Origin of the sequence: Streptomyces sp. NPDC051173, assembly GCF_040689515.1 — a bacterium.
Taxonomy (GTDB): Bacteria; Actinomycetota; Actinomycetes; order Streptomycetales; family Streptomycetaceae; genus Streptomyces.
The window spans coordinates 35,258-52,169 of sequence record NZ_JBFBBD010000049.1; the positions used below are offsets into that span (position 1 = coordinate 35,258).

At 72.7% G+C, this 16,912-nt stretch carries 13 protein-coding genes; 6 read left to right on the forward strand and 7 right to left on the reverse strand.

Annotated features, from left to right (window positions below):
• Positions 1-133: 133 nt before the first annotated feature.
• The 6 genes from glmS to AB0435_RS23425 form a co-directional block, all read right to left on the reverse strand.
• Positions 134-1,954 (reverse strand): glutamine--fructose-6-phosphate transaminase (isomerizing), encoded by a 1,821-nt coding sequence (gene glmS, locus AB0435_RS23400; protein ID WP_366427878.1) that lies wholly within the window; start codon positions 1,952-1,954, stop codon positions 134-136.
• A 57-nt stretch (positions 1,955-2,011) separates the two neighbouring features.
• The gene (locus AB0435_RS23405) at positions 2,012-2,287 is read right to left on the reverse strand and encodes a hypothetical protein (RefSeq protein WP_366003490.1); all 276 of its coding nucleotides are present in this window, start codon (positions 2,285-2,287) and stop codon (positions 2,012-2,014) included.
• Positions 2,288-2,500: 213 nt separating this feature from the next.
• Complete coding sequence (locus tag AB0435_RS23410; protein ID WP_366427880.1) at positions 2,501-3,655, reverse strand: acyl-CoA dehydrogenase family protein; 1,155 nt, start codon at positions 3,653-3,655, stop codon at positions 2,501-2,503.
• 9 nt (positions 3,656-3,664) lie between these two features.
• Entirely contained in the window at positions 3,665-4,603 is a 939-nt protein-coding gene (locus tag AB0435_RS23415) for a hydroxymethylglutaryl-CoA lyase (RefSeq protein ID WP_366003491.1), read from the reverse strand.
• The gene (locus AB0435_RS23420) at positions 4,600-6,696 is read right to left on the reverse strand and encodes a biotin carboxylase N-terminal domain-containing protein (protein ID WP_366427879.1); all 2,097 of its coding nucleotides are present in this window, start codon (positions 6,694-6,696) and stop codon (positions 4,600-4,602) included. Before AB0435_RS23420 ends, AB0435_RS23415 begins: the two co-directional genes overlap by 4 nt.
• 8 nt (positions 6,697-6,704) lie before the next feature.
• A complete protein-coding gene (locus AB0435_RS23425) occupies positions 6,705-8,321 on the reverse strand; it encodes a carboxyl transferase domain-containing protein (RefSeq protein WP_366003493.1) in 1,617 nt (538 codons plus the stop codon).
• A 97-nt stretch (positions 8,322-8,418) separates the two neighbouring features.
• Between AB0435_RS23425 and AB0435_RS23430 the strand changes: the two genes are divergently transcribed.
• Genes AB0435_RS23430 through AB0435_RS23440 form a run of 3 tightly spaced genes read left to right on the forward strand, consistent with a single transcriptional unit; the run spans position 8,419 to position 11,201 of the window.
• Positions 8,419-9,078 (forward strand): TetR/AcrR family transcriptional regulator, encoded by a 660-nt coding sequence (locus tag AB0435_RS23430; RefSeq protein WP_366003494.1) that lies wholly within the window; start codon positions 8,419-8,421, stop codon positions 9,076-9,078.
• A gap of 59 nt (positions 9,079-9,137) precedes the next feature.
• Positions 9,138-10,295: an acyl-CoA dehydrogenase family protein gene (locus tag AB0435_RS23435; protein WP_366003495.1), complete on the forward strand. Its 1,158-nt coding sequence runs from the start codon at positions 9,138-9,140 to the stop codon at positions 10,293-10,295.
• 21 nt (positions 10,296-10,316) lie between these two features.
• A complete protein-coding gene (locus tag AB0435_RS23440; RefSeq protein ID WP_366003496.1) occupies positions 10,317-11,201 on the forward strand; it encodes an acyl-CoA thioesterase II in 885 nt (294 codons plus the stop codon).
• Between the two features lie 165 nt (positions 11,202-11,366).
• Here AB0435_RS23440 and AB0435_RS23445 read toward each other — a convergent pair whose 3' ends face one another.
• The gene (locus AB0435_RS23445) at positions 11,367-12,155 is read right to left on the reverse strand and encodes a phosphatase (protein ID WP_366003497.1); all 789 of its coding nucleotides are present in this window, start codon (positions 12,153-12,155) and stop codon (positions 11,367-11,369) included.
• Between the two features lie 179 nt (positions 12,156-12,334).
• Here AB0435_RS23445 and speB point away from each other — a divergent pair, with 179 nt between their 5' ends.
• From speB to AB0435_RS23460, 3 genes are all read left to right on the forward strand, one after another.
• Positions 12,335-13,306, forward strand: coding sequence for an agmatinase (gene speB / locus AB0435_RS23450; protein ID WP_366003498.1), 972 nt, complete (start codon positions 12,335-12,337; stop codon positions 13,304-13,306).
• A 139-nt stretch (positions 13,307-13,445) separates the two neighbouring features.
• The gene (gene kdpB / locus AB0435_RS23455; RefSeq protein WP_366003499.1) at positions 13,446-15,581 is read left to right on the forward strand and encodes a potassium-transporting ATPase subunit KdpB; all 2,136 of its coding nucleotides are present in this window, start codon (positions 13,446-13,448) and stop codon (positions 15,579-15,581) included.
• Positions 15,582-15,703: 122 nt separating this feature from the next.
• Entirely contained in the window at positions 15,704-16,771 is a 1,068-nt protein-coding gene (locus tag AB0435_RS23460) for an esterase-like activity of phytase family protein (RefSeq protein WP_366003501.1), read from the forward strand.
• The last annotated feature ends 141 nt before the right edge of the window (positions 16,772-16,912 follow it).

The window sequence follows — 16,912 nt, forward strand, 5'->3', positions numbered from 1 at the left end:
AGAGTCCGCCGGCAAGGGGAGACAGCCCTCCCCGCGCGACGGGTGGCACGCGTGGGGAGGGCTGTCCCGGACCCGCCGCAGGACAGGTGCGGCAGGACCGGGTTCAAGGGGGCGCGAGGGCGCCCCGGGGGGGCTACTCGACGGTGACGGACTTCGCCAGGTTGCGCGGCTTGTCGATGTCACGGCCCATGGCCTTCGCCGTGTAGTAGGCCAGCAGCTGGAGCGGGATGCCCATGAGGATCGGGTCCAGCTCGTCCTCGTTCTTCGGCACCAAGATGGTGTGGTCGGCCTTCTCCTGCACCTGGTGCGCGACGGCGAGGATGCGGCCGCTGCGGGCCTTGATCTCCTCCAGCGCGGCGCGGTTCTTCTCCAGCAGCTCGTCGTCCGGCACGATCGCCACGGTCGGCATCGCGGGCTCGATCAGCGCCAGCGGGCCGTGCTTCAGCTCGGAGGCCGGGTACGCCTCGGCGTGGATGTACGAGACCTCCTTGAGCTTCAGCGACGCCTCGCGGGCGACGGGGTAGCCGCGCACCCGGCCGATGAACATCATCGACTTGGCGTCCGCGTACTCCCCGGCCAGCTTCTCGATCTCCGCCTCGTTCGCCAGGATCTCGGCGATCTGGGCGGGCAGCTTGCGCAGGCCCTCGATGATCCGCTTGCCGTCGGCGACGGACAGGTCGCGGATGCGGCCCAGGTGCAGGGCGAGCAGCCCGAAGGAGACCACCATGTTGGTGAAGCACTTGGTGGAGACGACGCAGACCTCGGGGCCCGCGTGGACGTAGATGCCGCCGTCGGTCTCGCGGGCGATCGCCGAGCCGACCACGTTCACCAGGCCCAGGACGCGGGCGCCCTTGCGCTTGAGCTCCTGGACGGCGGCGAGGACGTCGTAGGTCTCACCGGACTGGGACACCGCGATGTAGAGGGTGTCGGGGTCCACGACCGGGTTGCGGTAGCGGAACTCCGAGGCGGGCTCGGCGTCGGAGGGGATCCGCGCGAGCTCCTCGATCATCTGGGCGCCGATCTGGCCCGCGTGGTAGGAGGTGCCGCAGCCGAGGATCTTCACCCGGCGCACGGCGCGCGCGTCACGGGCGTCGAGGTTGAGGCCGCCCAGGTGCACGGTGGAGAAGCGGTCGTCGATGCGGCCGCGCAGCGCGCGGTCCACGGCGTCGGCCTGCTCGTGGATCTCCTTGTGCATGTACGTGTCGTGGCCGCCCATGTCGTACGACTCGGCCTCCCACTCCACGGTGGTCGGCTGGGCCGAGGTGGCGGAGCCTTCGGTGGTGTACGTGCGGTACTCGTCGGCCTTGAGGGTGGCCATCTCGCCGTCGTCGAGGGTGACGACCTGGCGGGTGTGGCTCACCAGGGCGGCGACGTCGGAGGAGACGAACATCTCCTTCTCGCCTATGCCCAGCACGACGGGCGAGCCGTTGCGGGCGACGACGATCCGGTCCGGGAAGTCGGCGTGCAGCACGGCGATGCCGTACGTGCCCTCGATGTGCCGCAGCGCCTCGCGGACCTTCTCCTCCAGGGTCTCGGCCTGGGAGCGGGCGATGAGGTGCGCGAGGACCTCGGTGTCGGTGTCGGAGAGGAAGACGACGCCGTCGGCGGTCAGCCGGGCACGCAGGTCCGAGGCGTTGTCGATGATGCCGTTGTGGACGACGGCGACCTTCTCCTCGGCGTCCACGTGCGGGTGGGCGTTGACGTCGTTCGGGGCGCCGTGGGTGGCCCAGCGGGTGTGGGCGATGCCCGTGCTGCCCGCGAAGCGCTTGGGCAGGCGCGCCTCCAGCTCGCGGACGCGGCCCTTGGCCTTGGCGGTCTTCAGGCCACCGGCCTTGCCGCTGGCGTGCAGGGCGATGCCGGCGGAGTCGTAGCCGCGGTACTCCAGGCGCTGGAGGCCCTCCAGCAGCAGCGGAGCGACATCGCGCTTACCGATATATCCGACGATTCCGCACATAGTGAGCCCTCCCAGGCGAAGTTCGGTGATGCTCGACGACGGCAGGAGCCGCCGTGATCAGCCGTAGACGATGCGGCGCAGCTGCCGCAGCGAGAGTTCGGGTGGTGCCACCGCGCGGTGCGGCAGCTCCGCCGCGATCCGCTCGAAGATCTCCGCGTTGCGCAGTCCGCCGGACTGCAGCTCGCGGTGGCGGCGGCGAACGAACGCCTCGGTCGTCTCGTCGAAGTACGCCAGGACGTCCAGGACCACCCGGGCGGCCTCGCCGCGCTGGAGCGGCGTGCTGCGCACCAGGTGATCCACCAGGTCGTCATGGGAAGTACGGCGTTCGAGCACCCGTCGATACTGCGGGCTGCCGCGACGTTTCGCAAGAATCCTGCCCGATATCGGGCAAGGGGGAGGGGTGGAAGCGGTCAAGCGGGGGAAAACGCCCTTTGGGGACAGATCGGTGATCTTGGCGGTGATTTCGACAGGGCTCCGCCCCGGAGCCGGCCGCTGGGGCCGGATCCGGGGCGGAGCTTCTCCCGGGTCTTCTTCTCGGGACGCCGGTTACAGCCCCAGCTCCCGGGCGATCAGCATGCGCTGGACCTCGCTCGTGCCCTCGCCGATCTCCAGGATCTTGGAGTCGCGCCACATGCGGGCCACCGGGTATTCGTTCATGAAGCCGTAGCCGCCGTGGATCTGGGTGGCCTCGCGGGCGTTGGTCACCGCGATCTCCGAGGAGTACAGCTTCGCGAGCGCCGCCTCCTTCTTGAACGGCTCGCCGTGCACCAGCCGCGACGCCGCGTCCCGCCAGGCGATGCGGGCCGTGTGCGCCCGCATCTCCATGTCGGCGATCTTGAACTGGATCGCCTGGTTCGCGCCGATCGGGCGGCCGAACGCCTCGCGCTCCTTGGCGTACTTCACCGACTCGTCCACACAGCCCTGCGCCAGGCCGGTGGCCAGCGCGGAGATCGCGATCCGGCCCTCGTCCAGTATCCGCAGGAACTGGGCGTAGCCGCGTCCCTCCTCGCCCAGCAGGTTCGCCCTCGGCACCCGCACGTCGGAGAACGACAGCTCCCGGGTGTCCGAGGCGTTCCAGCCGACCTTGGAGTACGGGGCGGCGACGGTGAAGCCGGGCGTCCCGGACGGCACGATGATCGAGGAGATCAGCGGCTTGCCGTCGGGCTTGCGGCCGGTGACGGCGGTGACGGTGACCAGGCCGGTGATGTCCGTGCCGGAGTTGGTGATGAAGCACTTGGTGCCGTTGATCACCCACTCGTCCGTGGCCTCGTCCAGCCGCGCGGTGGTGCGGGTGCCGCCGGCGTCCGAGCCGGCGCCCGGCTCCGTCAGCCCGAAGGCGCCCAGCATCTCGCCGGAGCACAGCTTGGGCAGCCACTCCCGCTTCTGCTCCTCGGTGCCGAAGCGGAAGACGGGCATCGCGCCCAGCGACACCCCGGCCTCCAGGGTGATCGCCACCGAGGAGTCGACCCGGGCCAGCTCCTCCAGGACGAGCCCGAGCGCCAGATAGTCACCGCCCATCCCGCCGTACTCCTCGGGGAAGGGCAGTCCGAACAGGCCCATGCGGCCCATCTCCCGCACGATCTCGTACGGGAACTCGTGGCGCTCGTAGAAGTCGCCGATCTTCGGTGCGATGACGTCGTGCGCGAACTCCTCGACGGTGCGGCGGAGTTCCTCGTGCTCGGGGGAGAGGCGGTGGTCCAGCGACATGGCTCAGGGCTCCTGGTGGGAGAGGGCGCGGACGGTGCGGGACGGACTGGGCCGGCCCAGCCGGTCGGCCATCCACACGCTGGTGGCGGTGAGCAGGCCGAGATCGACCCCGGTGTCGACACCGAGGCCGTCGAGCATCCAGACGAGGTCCTCGGTGGCGAGATTGCCCGTCGCGCTCTTGGCGTACGGGCAGCCGCCGAGGCCGCCTGCGGAGGCGTCGACCGTGGTCACGCCGTGCCGGAGCGCCGCGAGGGTGTTCGCGAGCGCCTGGCCGTACGTGTCGTGGAAGTGCACGGCGAGCCGGCCGGTCGGCAGCCCGGCGCCGTTCAGCGCGGTCAGCAGCGCGGTGACGTGGCCCGGCGTCGCCACGCCGATCGTGTCACCGAGGCTCAGCTCGTCGCAGCCGAGGTCCAGCAGGCGGCGGGCGACCCGCACCACCTGCTCGACGGGGACGGCCCCTTCCCAGGGGTCGCCGAAGCACATGGACAGATAGCCGCGCACCCGCGCGCCCGCCTCGCGGGCCGTGGCGACGACCGGGGCGAACATCTCCAGGGACTCGTCCACCGTGCGGTTGAGATTGGCCTTCGCGAACGACTCGGTGGCGCTGCCGAAGACGGCGATCTCCCGGACGCCCAGGGCGAGCGCGCGGTCCAGGCCGCGCGCGTTGGGCACGAGGACGGGCAGGCGGGCCGGCACGCCGTCCAGCATCGGCATCAGCTGCTCGGCGTCGGCCAGTTGGGGCACCCACTTGGGGTGCACGAAACTCGTCGCCTCCACGGTGCCGAGCCCGGCCGCGGCGAGGCGGCGGACGAACTCCGCCTTCACCTCGACCGGCACGACCGTCTTCTCGTTCTGCAGACCGTCGCGCGGGCCCACCTCGTGGATCCGCACGCGCGCCGGGAGACCGGGCTCCGGCACGGTCATCGGCAGTCCCTCGATCATGACTCCTCCGCGGGGGTGACGACGGCCAGGACCTGGTCCATGGCGACCGTGGCACCTGCCTGGACGTCGAGCTCGGTGACGGTGCCGTCGTGCGGGGCCGCGATGACGTGCTCCATCTTCATCGCCTCCACGACCAGCAGGCTCTGCCCGGCGCGGACCTCGTCGCCGACGGCCGCCTTCACGACGGTGACGGTGCCGGGCATGGGGGCGGTGAGGGTGTCGGCGCCGGCCGTGCTCGCGCCGCCGCGCGCGTCTATGGGGTCGTGCTCGCGCACGAGCCACGCGTCGCCGTCGCGCCCGAGCCAGGTGCCCTCCGGGGCGGGGGCGTGGGTGAAGCGGTGGGTCAGGGCGTCCAGTTCGAGGGTGAGGGTGGTGCTGTCGAGGGGGACGAGGCGGGCGGAGGTCTTCTCCCCGAGCCCTGTCGCGCCCTCCAGTGCGATCTCCGTGGCCGCCCCGGTGTCGCGGACCCGGGCCGTGACCGGGTCCTGGCCCGGCACGCGCACGTGGTGGACGGTCCAGGCGGGTTCGCCGCCCAGGCGCCAGCCGGTCGGCAGGGAGAAGGGATCCACCCAGGCGGCCGGCCGGGGGGTCAGGGCCCCGGCCGACGCGGCCGACGCGGACGGCGCGGCCGGGGCGGGGCCGGTCCCGCCGGGGGCGCCCGGCTCCAGCGCCGCCTGCCGCAGCAGCGCGCCCGCCGCGTACACCTCGTCGGGCACCTCGGACCGCACGAGCGTCGCCGCGTCCCGGTCCACCAGGCCCGTGTCCAGCGTGCCCGCGACCACCGCCGGGTGCGCGAGCAGCCGCCGCAGGAATCCCGCGTTGGTGTCGACGCCCAGCACCACCGTCTCCGCCAGGGCCGCGCGCAGCCGCCGCAGCGCCGTCGCCCGGTCCGGGCCGTACGCGATGACCTTGGCGAGCATCGGGTCGTAGGAGGTGCCGACCTCCGTGCCCTCGGAGAGGCCCGAGTCGACCCGCACGCCCTCGCCCGCGGGCTCGCGCAGCAGCCGCACCGTGCCCGCCGACGGCAGGAAGTCGACGCGGTCGCCGGCGGCCCGTGCGGTCTCCGCGCAGATGCGGGCCTCGACCGCGTGCCCGGTCAGGGTCACGTCCTCCTGGGCGATGCCCAGCCGCTCGCCCGCGGCGACCCGCACCTGCCACTCCACCAGGTCCAGCCCGGTGATCAGCTCGGTGACGGGGTGCTCGACCTGGAGGCGGGTGTTCATCTCCATGAAGTAGTACGAGGCGGGGTCGTCGCCCGGCACGATGAACTCCACCGTGCCCGCGCCCGCGTAGCCGCACGAGCGCGCGGCCTGGACGGCCGCCTCGCCCATCGCCGCGCGCGTGGCCGCGTCCAGCAGCGGGGACGGCGCCTCCTCGACGATCTTCTGGTGGCGGCGCTGGAGGGAGCACTCGCGCTCCCCGAGGTGGACGACGTTGCCGTGGCCGTCGGCGAGCACCTGGATCTCGATGTGCCGGGGGCGGTCGACCCAGCGCTCGACGAGCAGCGTGTCGTCACCGAAGGAGCCGCGCGCCTCGCGCCGGGCGGCGGCGATCTCCTCGCCCAGCAGCGCCGCGTCGCGCACGAGCCGCATGCCCTTGCCGCCGCCGCCCGCGGAGGGCTTCAGCAGGACGGGCATGCCGATCTCGTGTGCCGCGGCGGCCAGTTCGGCGTCGCTCAGCCCGCTGCCCGAGGAGCCGGGGACGACGGGCACGCCCGCCGCCCGGACCGTCTCCTTCGCGCGGATCTTGTCGCCCATGAGCGAGATCGCCTCGGCGGGCGGCCCGATGAAGGCGAGGCCCGCCTCCGTGCACGCCCGCGCGAAGGCCGCGTTCTCGGCGAGGAAGCCGTAGCCGGGGTGCACGGCCTGCGCGCCCGTCCGGCGGGCCGCCTCCAGCAGCCGCTCGATGGACAGATAGCTCTCGGCGGCGGCCGCCGGGCCGATCCGCACGGCCGTGTCGGCCTCGCGTACGTGCCGGGCGTCGGCGTCCGCGTCGCTGAAGACGGCGACGGAGCGGATGCCGAGCGCGCGCAGCGTACGGATGACCCGTACGGCGATCTCGCCTCGGTTGGCGACAAGGACAGTGTCGAACATGCTCCGCCTCACATCCGGAAGACGCCGTAGCCGGGCTCACCCAGCGGGGCGTTGGCACAGGCCGTCAGCGCCAGGCCCAGCACCTGACGGGTCTCCAGCGGGTCGATGACGCCGTCGTCCCACAGCCGCGCGGTGGCGTAATAGGCGCTGCCCTGCGTCTCGTACTGCTCGCGGATCGGGGCGCGGAAGGCGTCCTCGTCCTCGGCGCTCCACTCCTCGCCGCGCGCCTCCAGCTGGTCGCGCTTGACGGTGGCGAGGACGGACGCGGCCTGCTCGCCGCCCATCACGGAGATCTTGGCGTTGGGCCACATCCACAGGAAGCGCGGCGAATAGGCGCGCCCGCACATCGAGTAGTTGCCCGCGCCGTAGGAGCCGCCGATGACGACCGTCAGCTTGGGAACACGGGCGCAGGCCACCGCCGTGACCATCTTCGCGCCGTGCTTGGCGATGCCGCCCGCCTCGTACTGCCGGCCGACCATGAAGCCGGAGATGTTCTGGAGGAAGACCAGGGGGATGCCGCGCTGGTCGCACAGCTCGATGAAGTGCGCGCCCTTCTGGGCGGACTCCGAGAAGAGGATGCCGTTGTTGGCGACGATGCCCACCGGGTGGCCGTGGATCCGGGCGAAGCCGGTCACCAGGGTCTGCCCGAACTCGGCCTTGAACTCCGCGAACCGCGAGCCGTCCACCACGCGCGCGATGACCTCGCGCACGTCGTAGGGCGTGCGGGAGTCGACCGGGACCGCGCCGTAGAGCCCCGCGGGGTCGGCCTTCGGCTCCTCGACCGGCTCCACCGGCCAGGGCAGCGCCCCGCGCTCGGGCAGGGTGGAGACGATCGTCCGGACGATCCGCAGGGCGTGCGCGTCGTCCTCGGCGAGGTGGTCGGTGACGCCGGAGACCTTGGAGTGGACCTCGCCGCCGCCCAGTTCCTCCGCGGTGACGACCTCGCCGGTGGCGGCCTTCACCAGCGGCGGACCGCCCAGGAAGATCGTGCCCTGGCCGCGCACGATGACCGCCTCGTCGCTCATCGCGGGCACGTACGCGCCGCCGGCCGTGCACGAGCCCAGGACCGCGGCGATCTGCGGGATGCCCGCGCCGGACATCCGCGCCTGGTTGTAGAAGATCCGGCCGAAGTGGTCGCGGTCGGGGAAGACCTCGTCCTGCATGGGCAGGAAGGCGCCGCCGGAGTCCACGAGATACAGGCACGGCAGCCGGTTCTCCAGGGCGATCTCCTGGGCGCGCAGGTGCTTCTTCACCGTCATCGGGTAATACGTGCCGCCCTTGACGGTGGCGTCGTTGGCGACGATCACCACCTCGCGCCCGGACACCCGGCCGATGCCCGCGATCACGCCCGCCGCCGGGGCGGCCCCGCCGTACATCTCCTCGGCCGCCAGCGGCGCGAGCTCCAGGAACGGCGACCCCGGGTCCAGCAGGGTGTCGACCCGGTCGCGCGGGAGCAGCTTGCCGCGCGCGGTGTGCCGCGCCCGGGCCTTCTCGCCCCCGCCCAGCCGCGCCGCGGCGAGCCGCTCCCGCAGCCCCGCGGACAGCTCGCGGTGCGCCGCCTCGTTCGTCCGCCAGGAATCGGACGCGGGGTCCGCGGTGCTCCCCAGCACCGGTGCCTGCTGCATGTGCTCGAGCTCCCTTGCTCGGTCAACTCGGTTAATGAGCGTTAACACATCGCCTTCAGGTTAACGACCACTAACGCCGCTGTCTAGAATCGATTTCGTGAACAACGCACCGACCCGCACACCGGCCGCCTCCAACCGCCGGGCGCAGATCCTCCAGGAGGCCGCCCGCCTCTTCGCCGAGCGCGGCTTCCACGGCGTCGGCGTCGACGAGATAGGGGCGGCCGTCGGCATCAGCGGGCCCGGCCTCTACCGCCACTTCGCGGGCAAGGACGCGATGCTCGCCGAGCTGCTGGTGGGCATCAGCGAGCGGCTCTTCGCGGGCGGCCGCAAGCGGGTGGCCGAGGCCGTCGCGGCGGGCGGCGGCGCGGCCGCCGTGCTGGACTCGCTCGTCGACGGCCACATCGACTTCGCCCTCGACGACCGGGCGCTGATCACGCTCCACGACCGCGAGCTGGGCCAGCTGCGCGACGCCGACCGCAAGCTGGTGCGCTCCCTCCAGCGGCAGTACGTGGAGCTGTGGGTCGACGTCGTCCGCGGGCTGCACCCGGACGCCCTGGAGGCCGAGGCGCGCGCCGCGGTCCACGCCGTCTTCGGCCTGCTCAATTCCACGCCCCACCTCGGCCGCCCCGGCGCCCTCCCCGGCCGCGCGGCCACCGCGGCCCTCCTGCGCCGCCTGGCGCTGGGCGCCCTCGCGGCCCTCTCGGACGGCTCGCGGGCCCGCGAGGACGGGAAGTTGACCTCTGGACAGTCTCGGTGACCGCCGGGTAACTTCGCCCTGAGCAAGCGCTTAGGTGATACGCAGACTGGGGGATGGCCATGCGTCGGACCGTGTACGGCGAGGACCACGAGGCGTTCCGGGAGACGATCCGCGACTTCGTCGCCGCGGAGGTCGTGCCGTACTACGAGCAGTGGCGCGAAGCCGGCGCCGCGCCGCGCGAGTTCTACAAGAAGCTCGGCGAGCTGGGCGTCTTCGGCATCGAGGTGCCCGAGGAGTACGGCGGCGCCGGTGAGCACAGCTTCAAGTTCCACGCCGTCGTCACCGAGGAGTGCGCCCGCGCCGGCGTCAGCTTCGGCGGCAGCAGCGTGCACACCGCGCTGTGCCTGCCCTACATCCTGAAGTACGCCACCGAGGAGCAGAAGCGGCGCTGGCTGCCGTCCTTCGTCTCCGGCGACATGATGACCGCCATCGCCATGACCGAGCCGGGCACCGGCTCCGACCTGGCCGGCATGAAGACCACCGCCAAGCTCTCCGAGGACGGCACGCACTACGTCCTCAACGGCGCGAAGACCTTCATCACCGGCGGCGTGCTCGCCGACCGGGTGCTCGTCTGCGCCCGCACCGCGCCGCCCACCCCCGAGGACCGCCGCGCGGGCATCTCCATCCTCGTCGTCGACACGAGCTCCGAGGGCTATGCGGTCGGCCGCAAGCTGGAGAAGCTCGGCCTGCACGCCTCCGACACCGCCGAACTCTCCTTCACCGACGTCAAGGTGCCCGTGGAGGACCTCCTCGGCGAGGAGGGCAAGGCGTTCGGCTACCTCGGCCACAACCTCCCGCAGGAGCGGCTCTACATCGCCGTCGGCGCGTACGCCCAGTCCGCCGCGGCCGTCGAGTTCGCCAAGGCGTACGTGAAGGACCGCACCGTCTTCGGACAGTCCGTCGCGGCCTTCCAGAACACCAAGTTCGTGCTCGCCGACTGCAAGGCCGAGGTCGACGCCATGGAGGCGGTCGTGGACCGCGCCCTGGAGGCCCACGACGCGGGCGAGCTGACCGCCGCCGACGCCGCCTCCGCGAAGCTCTTCACCACCGAGCGCGCCGCCGTCGTCATCGACAAGTGCCTCCAACTGCACGGCGGCTACGGCTACATGATGGAGTACCCCATCGCCCGCCTGTACGCGGACACCCGCGTCAGCCGGATCTACGGCGGTACGAGCGAGGTCATGCGCTCCATCATCGCCAAGTCCATGGGTCTGTAGGGCCGGTAAGCCCCAGACGCCATGAACGAGCCCCTTACACCCCTGGACGACCTGCTCTCCGTCCTCGACCCCGAGCAGATCGAGCGGGACATCTTCCGCGGCACCAGCCGCCCGTCGCTGGTGCCGCGCGTCTTCGGCGGCCAGGTCGCCGCCCAGGCCCTGGTCGCCGCCGGGCGCACGGTCCCCGGGGACCGGCTCCCGCACTCCCTGCACTCCTATTTCCTGCGCCCCGGCGACCCCGAGGTGCCCATCGTCTACAGCGTCGACCGCATCCGCGACGGGCGGTCCTTCACCACCCGCCGGGTCGTCGCCGTCCAGCACGGCCAGCCGATCTTCCACCTCTCCGCGTCCTTCCAGACGCACGAGGAGGGACTGGAGCACCAGGAGCCGATGCCGGCCGCGCCGGACCCGCTCTCCCTGCCCACCGCGGCCGAGATGCTGCCCCGCCACGCCCACCGCTTCGCCGACCCGCGACTGCTGGACCGGCTGCTGGACGCCCGCGCGGCGGTCGACCTGCGCTACGCCGACGAGCCGCCGTTCGGCAAGGTGGGGGAGCCCCGCGAACCGAAGTCGCAGGTTTGGTTCCGGACGAACGGCAAACTGGCGGACGACCCGCTGCTGCACATCTGTCTGGCCACCTACGTCTCCGACATGACGCTCCTGGACTCCGTGCTGCTCGCGCACGGGCGCGGCGGCTGGGCCGTCGGGGACGTCGTCGGGGCGAGCCTGGACCACGCGATGTGGTTCCACCGGCCGTTCCGGGCCGACGACTGGCTGCTCTACGACCAGGAGAGCCCGACCTCTTCCGGCGGGCGGGGGCTGGCCCGGGGCCGGATCTTCACGGAGAACGGCGCGCTGGCGGTATCGGTGATCCAGGAGGGCTTGGTGCGGGTGCCGCGGGGGTGACCGGGGTTTTCTCCCCAGCCCCGCCCCTTCCCGGCTGCATCTGATGTGCGGCTCCGCCGCGTGGGGGGGCTCCGCCCCCAGACCCCCAACGGCACAGCGTGGTCAGTCCGTTGGGGGCGCCCCCGGGTGGAGTCCGGGGAGAGCCGGACAACAGTCGGCCATGCGCTACGCCGGTACCGCCAGCCCCGCCGCGTTCAGCAGGTACGCCGTCATCGGCTCGTAGAACCGCGGATCCACCACGTGGTCGTCCATCGGCACGGCCACCCGCAGCGTCCCCTCCGACTCCGCCAGGAAGAGCGCCGGGTCGTTGCTGTCCGCGTAGCCCACCGCGTCGATGCCGCGCTGCGCCGCGCAGCCCGCCCAGCCGTGGTCGGCGACGACCAGATCGGGCAGCGGGCGGCCCTCCCGGGCGAGGGCGTCGAGGATCGTGGCCATCGGCGCGGGGGAGTGCGTGTGCCACAGCGTCGCGCCGCCCTCGAAGACCGCGACGTCCGCGAACTGGCAGACCGTGCCCTCGTCGGCCCGCAGCCCGCCCGGGATGCGGACGATCTCGCAGCCCGCCGCGCGCAGCGCCTTCGCCGTCGTGTGGTGCACGTCCAGCAGGCCGCCCGGGTGCCCGGTCGCCAGCAGCACCCGCTGCCGCCCCTCGGCCGCCTTGCGCAGCAGCGTCGCCATCCGCTCCAGGCCGTCGACCGTCAGCTCGGGGTCGATCGTGTCCTGGCCCGCACGGTGGCCGAGGTCGTCGCTGACGCCGCAGCGCTCCGCCATCACGGCCAGCACGTCCTGCTCGTCCGTCCAGCGGTCGCCCAGCTCCAGGCCCAGCCAGTGGCGCCGGTCGCCGGACGCGAGCTTGCGGTAGTGGTCGAGGTTGTTCTCGCGCGGGGTCGCCACGGCGCCCGCGATGCGCGTACGGACAAGGTGGTCGATCAGTTCGGCACGGCTCGGTATCGGCATACGGCTCATTCTCTCCCCCGACGGCCTCGCGATGGACGTGATGTCCATATGGCGGTGCCGGATCCTTCAGTACGTACATGTGCGGAACCCGCCGCCCTGCCTACCCTCGGGTACGTCCGCAGCCGCCGCCCCGGCGTTGGTCCGACCGTAACGCGTCCGTGATTTCGAGAGGCTTCCGTATGAGCACCCCCGCCCCCCGTGAACCGCGCGGCCCTGTCGACTCCTCCCGGATCCCGCGCTACGCGGGCCCGGCGACCTTCGCCCGCCTGCCGCGCCTGGACGAGGTCGGCACCGCCGATGTCGCCGTCGTCGGCGTGCCCTTCGACAGCGGCGTCTCCTACCGGCCGGGCGCCCGCTTCGGCGGCAACGCCATCCGTGAGGCGTCCCGCCTCCTGCGCCCCTACAACCCGGCCCAGGACGCCTCTCCCTTCGCGCTCGCGCAGGTCGCCGACGCCGGTGACATCGCCGCGAACCCGTTCAACATCGACGAGGCCGTCGAGACCGTCGAGGCCGCGGCCGACGACCTGCTCGGCACCGGCGCCCGGATGATGACGCTGGGCGGCGACCACACCATCGCGCTGCCGCTGCTGCGCTCGGTCGCCAAGAAGCACGGCCCGGTGGCCCTGCTGCACTTCGACGCGCACCTGGACACCTGGGACACGTACTTCGGCGCCGAGTACACCCACGGCACGCCGTTCCGCCGGGCCGTCGAGGAGGGCATCCTCGACACCGAGGCGCTGTCCCACGTCGGCACGCGCGGCCCGCTGTACGGCAAGAAGGACCTCACCGACGACGAGAAGATGGGCTTCGGCATCGTCACGTCCGCCGACGTCATGCGCCGCGGGGTCGACGAGGTCGCCGACCAGCTGCGCCAGCGCGTCGGCGACCGCCCGCTGTACATCTCCATCGACATCGACGTCCTGGACCCGGCCCACGCCCCCGGCACCGGCACCCCGGAGGCGGGCGGCCTGACCTCCCGCGAGCTGCTGGAGATCATCCGCGGCCTGTCCTCCTGCAACCTCGTCTCCGCGGACCTGGTCGAGGTGGCCCCCGCGTACGACCACGCGGAGATCACGGCCGTGGCGGCGTCCCACACGGCGTACGAGCTGACGACGATCATGTCCCGGCAGATCGCGGCGTCCCGGGGCTGACGCGACGCGACCGGGGGCGGGCGCGTCAAAGCCCCGTCAGGCGCGTGCCCGGCGGCGACAAAGGCCCGTCAGGGCGTCGGCGCGGCCCCCGCCCGGCCGGTTGGGTGAGGTGATCGTTCACCTCACCCGAAGGCCCCTGATGCCGCACCTGGTCGCCCCGCAGGACACCACCCCGCCCATCGCCCTCGGGCAGCGGCACAGGCACCGGGCCGTCGCCGGCGGTGCCGTCGACCCCAAGCAGCTGATCGCGTCCCTGCCGGACGCCGTCCGCAAGCTGCACCCGCGGGCGATGGTCAGGAACCCCGTGATGTTCGTGGTCGAGGTCGGCTCGGTCCTCACCACGCTCTCCGCCGTGCTGGACCCCTCCGTCTTCACCTGGCTGATCAGCGGCTGGCTCTGGCTCACCGTCGTCTTCGCCAACCTCGCCGAGGCCGTCGCGGAAGGCCGCGGCAAGGCCCAGGCCGAGACGCTGCGCCGTACGCGCTCCACCATCGTCGCCCGCCGGCTGCAGGCCTGGCGGGTGGGCATGGACGCGCGCGACTGGGAGGAGCGGCAGGTGCCCGCCGCCGAACTGCGGCCGCACGACGTCGTGGTCGTCGAGGCGGGCGGGACCGTGCCGGGCGACGGCGAGGTCGTCGAAGGCGTCGCGGCCGTGGACGAGTCGGCGATCACCGGGGAGTCCGCACCGGTCATCCGGGAGTCCGGCGGCGACCGGTCGGGCGTCACCGGCGGCACGAAGGTGCTCTCCGACCGCATCGTCGTACGGATCACCTCCCGCCCCGGCCACACCTTCCTCGACCGCATGATCGCCCTGGTCGAGGGCACCAGCCGCCGGAAGACCCCCAACGAGCTGGCGCTCAACATCCTGCTCGCCTCGCTCACCGTGATCTTCATCCTGGCCGTCGTCTCGCTCCAGCCCATGGCCGGCTGGGCGGGCGCCCCGCAGACGATCACCGTGCTGGTCGCCCTGCTGGTGACGCTGATCCCCACCACCATCGGCGCGCTGCTCTCCGCGATCGGCATCGCCGGGATGGACCGGCTCGTCCAGCGCAACGTCCTCGCCCTCTCGGGGCGCGCCGTCGAGGCCGCGGGCGACGTCAACACCCTGCTCCTGGACAAGACCGGCACCATCACCCTCGGCGACCGGCAGGCGGTCGCCTTCGTCCCCGTCCGGGGCGTCCGGCACGACCTCCTCGCCGACGCGGCCCAGCTCTCCTCGCTGGCCGACGAGACGCCCGAGGGGCGCTCCGTCGTCGTCCTGGCCAAGGAGCACGGGATCCGGCAACGCGCCGAGGGCGAGCTCGCGCACGCGTACTTCGTGCCGTTCTCCGCGCAGACGCGCATGAGCGGCGTCGACTTCGCCTGGGAGAGCGAGATCTGCCGGATCCGCAAGGGCTCGGCCGGCGCGGTGACGCGGTGGGTCGCCACGCGCGGCGGCGACGTCCCCGACGACGCCCGCTGGATCGCCGACTCCATCGCGGCGGGCGGCGGCACCCCGCTGCTCGTCGCCGTCGAGGACCGCGACGGCGCCCGCGTCCTGGGCGCCGTCCACCTCAAGGACGTCGTCAAGCCCGGCATCGCCGAGCGCTTCGCCGCCCTGCGCAGCATGGGCATCAAGACCGTCATGATCACCGGCGACAACCCGCTGACCGCCAAGGCCATCGCCGCCGAGGCGGGAGTCGACGACTTCCTGGCCGAGGCCACGCCCGAGCAGAAGCTGGCCCGCATCCGGCAGGAACAGGCGGGCGGCAACCTCGTCGCCATGACCGGCGACGGCACCAACGACGCCCCGGCCCTCGCCCAGGCGGACGTCGGCGTCGCCATGAACACCGGCACCTCCGCCGCCAAGGAGGCCGGGAACATGGTCGACCTGGACTCCAGCCCCACCAAGCTGATCGACATCGTCGAGGTCGGCAAGCAGCTGCTCATCACGCGCGGGGCGCTCACCACCTTCTCCATCTGCAACGACGTGGCGAAGTACTTCGCGATCGTCCCGGCGATGTTCGGCGGCGTCGCCGGCTACGAGGGCCTGGAGAAGCTCAACGTCATGGGCCTGCACAGCTCCACCTCGGCCATCGCCTCGGCGATCATCTTCAACGCGCTCGTCATCGTCGCCCTGATCCCGCTCGCCCTGCGCGGCGTCCGCTACGTCCCCTCCACCGCGCACGCGCTGCTGCGCCGCAACCTGAGCGTGTACGGCCTGGGCGGCCTCGTCGCGCCGTTCGTCGGCATCAAGGTCATCGACCTGCTGCTCCAGCTCGTCCCCGGGATGTGACGCGCCCCCGGGATGTGAACCGGGCGTTCACCGCGAGTTCCGGGAACCCGCCTCCCGCCCCGCACACGGGCCTCTACCGTCGACAGCAGCCGAAAACTGTTCGAGACCCAGGAGGTCCGCCTGTGCGCATCCGACCCGCGCTCGCCGCCACCGCCGCGCTGGCGGTGGCCGCCTGCCTGACCGTCGCCGGGCCGGCGCAGGCGCAAGCACAGGCACAGGCGCACGGGGCGTCGCGCGCCTGCTCGCCGTACGCCCGGATCGACGGGTTCTCCGACGGGCTCGACAAGACGACATTCCAGGGCGCGGTCGTGGGCGACCTCTCGGCGCTCGCCGTCGACCGGGACGGCACGGTCGCCGCCCTCTCCGACCGGTCGCGGCTGTTCTCCCTCGACGTACGGAAGGGGCCCACGGCCGAGCCCGTGCGGGTCGTGCGGCTTGCCGACGAGAAGGGCGCCGAGCTCGACTCCGAGGCGCTCGTCGTGGACCGCGACGGCAGCCGCCTGATCACCTCCGAGACCGAGCCGTCGGTCCGCCGCTACGACCCTTCCGGCAAGCTCCTCGGCCGGCTGCCCGTCCCCGACGCCCTGCGGGTCGCCCCGGCCGGGCGCGCCCGGCCCAACCTCACCTTCGAGGGCCTCGCCCTCCAGCCCGGCGGGCACACCCTCGTGGCGTCCATGGAGGCCCCGCTCACCGGCGACGGCCCGGACGCCGCCGGGCACCCGCTCGTACGCCTCCAGAGCTGGCAGCGGCACGGCGGCGGGGAGTTCCGCCTCTCCCGGCAGTTCGCCTACCCCGTCGACGCGGGACTCGGCGTCTCCGAGGCGACCGCCGCGGGCGACGGCCGCCTGCTCGTCCTGGAGCGCGGCTTCACGCAGGGCGTCGGCAACACGGTGCGGCTGTATGTGGCGGACCTCCGGGGCGCGGACGACGTCAGCGGCGTCGGCGAACTGTCGCCCGCCGTCCGTACCGTGCGCAAGACGCTGGTCGCGGACATCGGGGCGTGCCCTTCGCTGGGCGCGAGGGCGAAGCAGCCGCAGCACAATCCGCTGCTGGACAACATCGAGGGGCTGGCGGTGACCGGGCGGGCGCCGGGCGGCCGGCTCCGCCTGCTGCTCGTCAGCGACGACAACGAGAACCCGAAGCAGGTCACTCGGCTGTACGGGCTGACGGTGCGGTTGCCGGGGGCTTAGGGGGTGGCCTGGCGGGCTTCTGGGTGCGGGTCCGTTGCCGCCTGCGGCGGGCTTTTTCCCCAGCCCCGCCCCTTCCCGAAACTGGGGCTCCGCCCCAGACCCCGGTCCTCAAACGCCGGACGGGCTGAAATCAGCCCGTCC

Bases quoted from the DNA above. Each gene is read 5' to 3' on its own strand.
- glmS (WP_366427878.1), bottom strand. From the start codon at position 1,954: ATGTGCGGAATCGTCGGATATATCGGTAAGCGCGATGTCGCTCCGCTG.
- AB0435_RS23415 (WP_366003491.1), bottom strand. From the start codon at position 4,603: ATGATCGAGGGACTGCCGATGACCGTGCCGGAGCCCGGTCTCCCGGCG.
- AB0435_RS23420 (WP_366427879.1), bottom strand. From the start codon at position 6,696: ATGTTCGACACTGTCCTTGTCGCCAACCGAGGCGAGATCGCCGTACGG.
- AB0435_RS23425 (WP_366003493.1), bottom strand. From the start codon at position 8,321: ATGCAGCAGGCACCGGTGCTGGGGAGCACCGCGGACCCCGCGTCCGAT.
- AB0435_RS23435 (WP_366003495.1), top strand. From the start codon at position 9,138: ATGCGTCGGACCGTGTACGGCGAGGACCACGAGGCGTTCCGGGAGACG.
- AB0435_RS23440 (WP_366003496.1), top strand. From the start codon at position 10,317: ATGAACGAGCCCCTTACACCCCTGGACGACCTGCTCTCCGTCCTCGAC.
- AB0435_RS23445 (WP_366003497.1), bottom strand. From the start codon at position 12,155: ATGCCGATACCGAGCCGTGCCGAACTGATCGACCACCTTGTCCGTACG.
- speB (WP_366003498.1), top strand. From the start codon at position 12,335: ATGAGCACCCCCGCCCCCCGTGAACCGCGCGGCCCTGTCGACTCCTCC.
- kdpB (WP_366003499.1), top strand. From the start codon at position 13,446: ATGCCGCACCTGGTCGCCCCGCAGGACACCACCCCGCCCATCGCCCTC.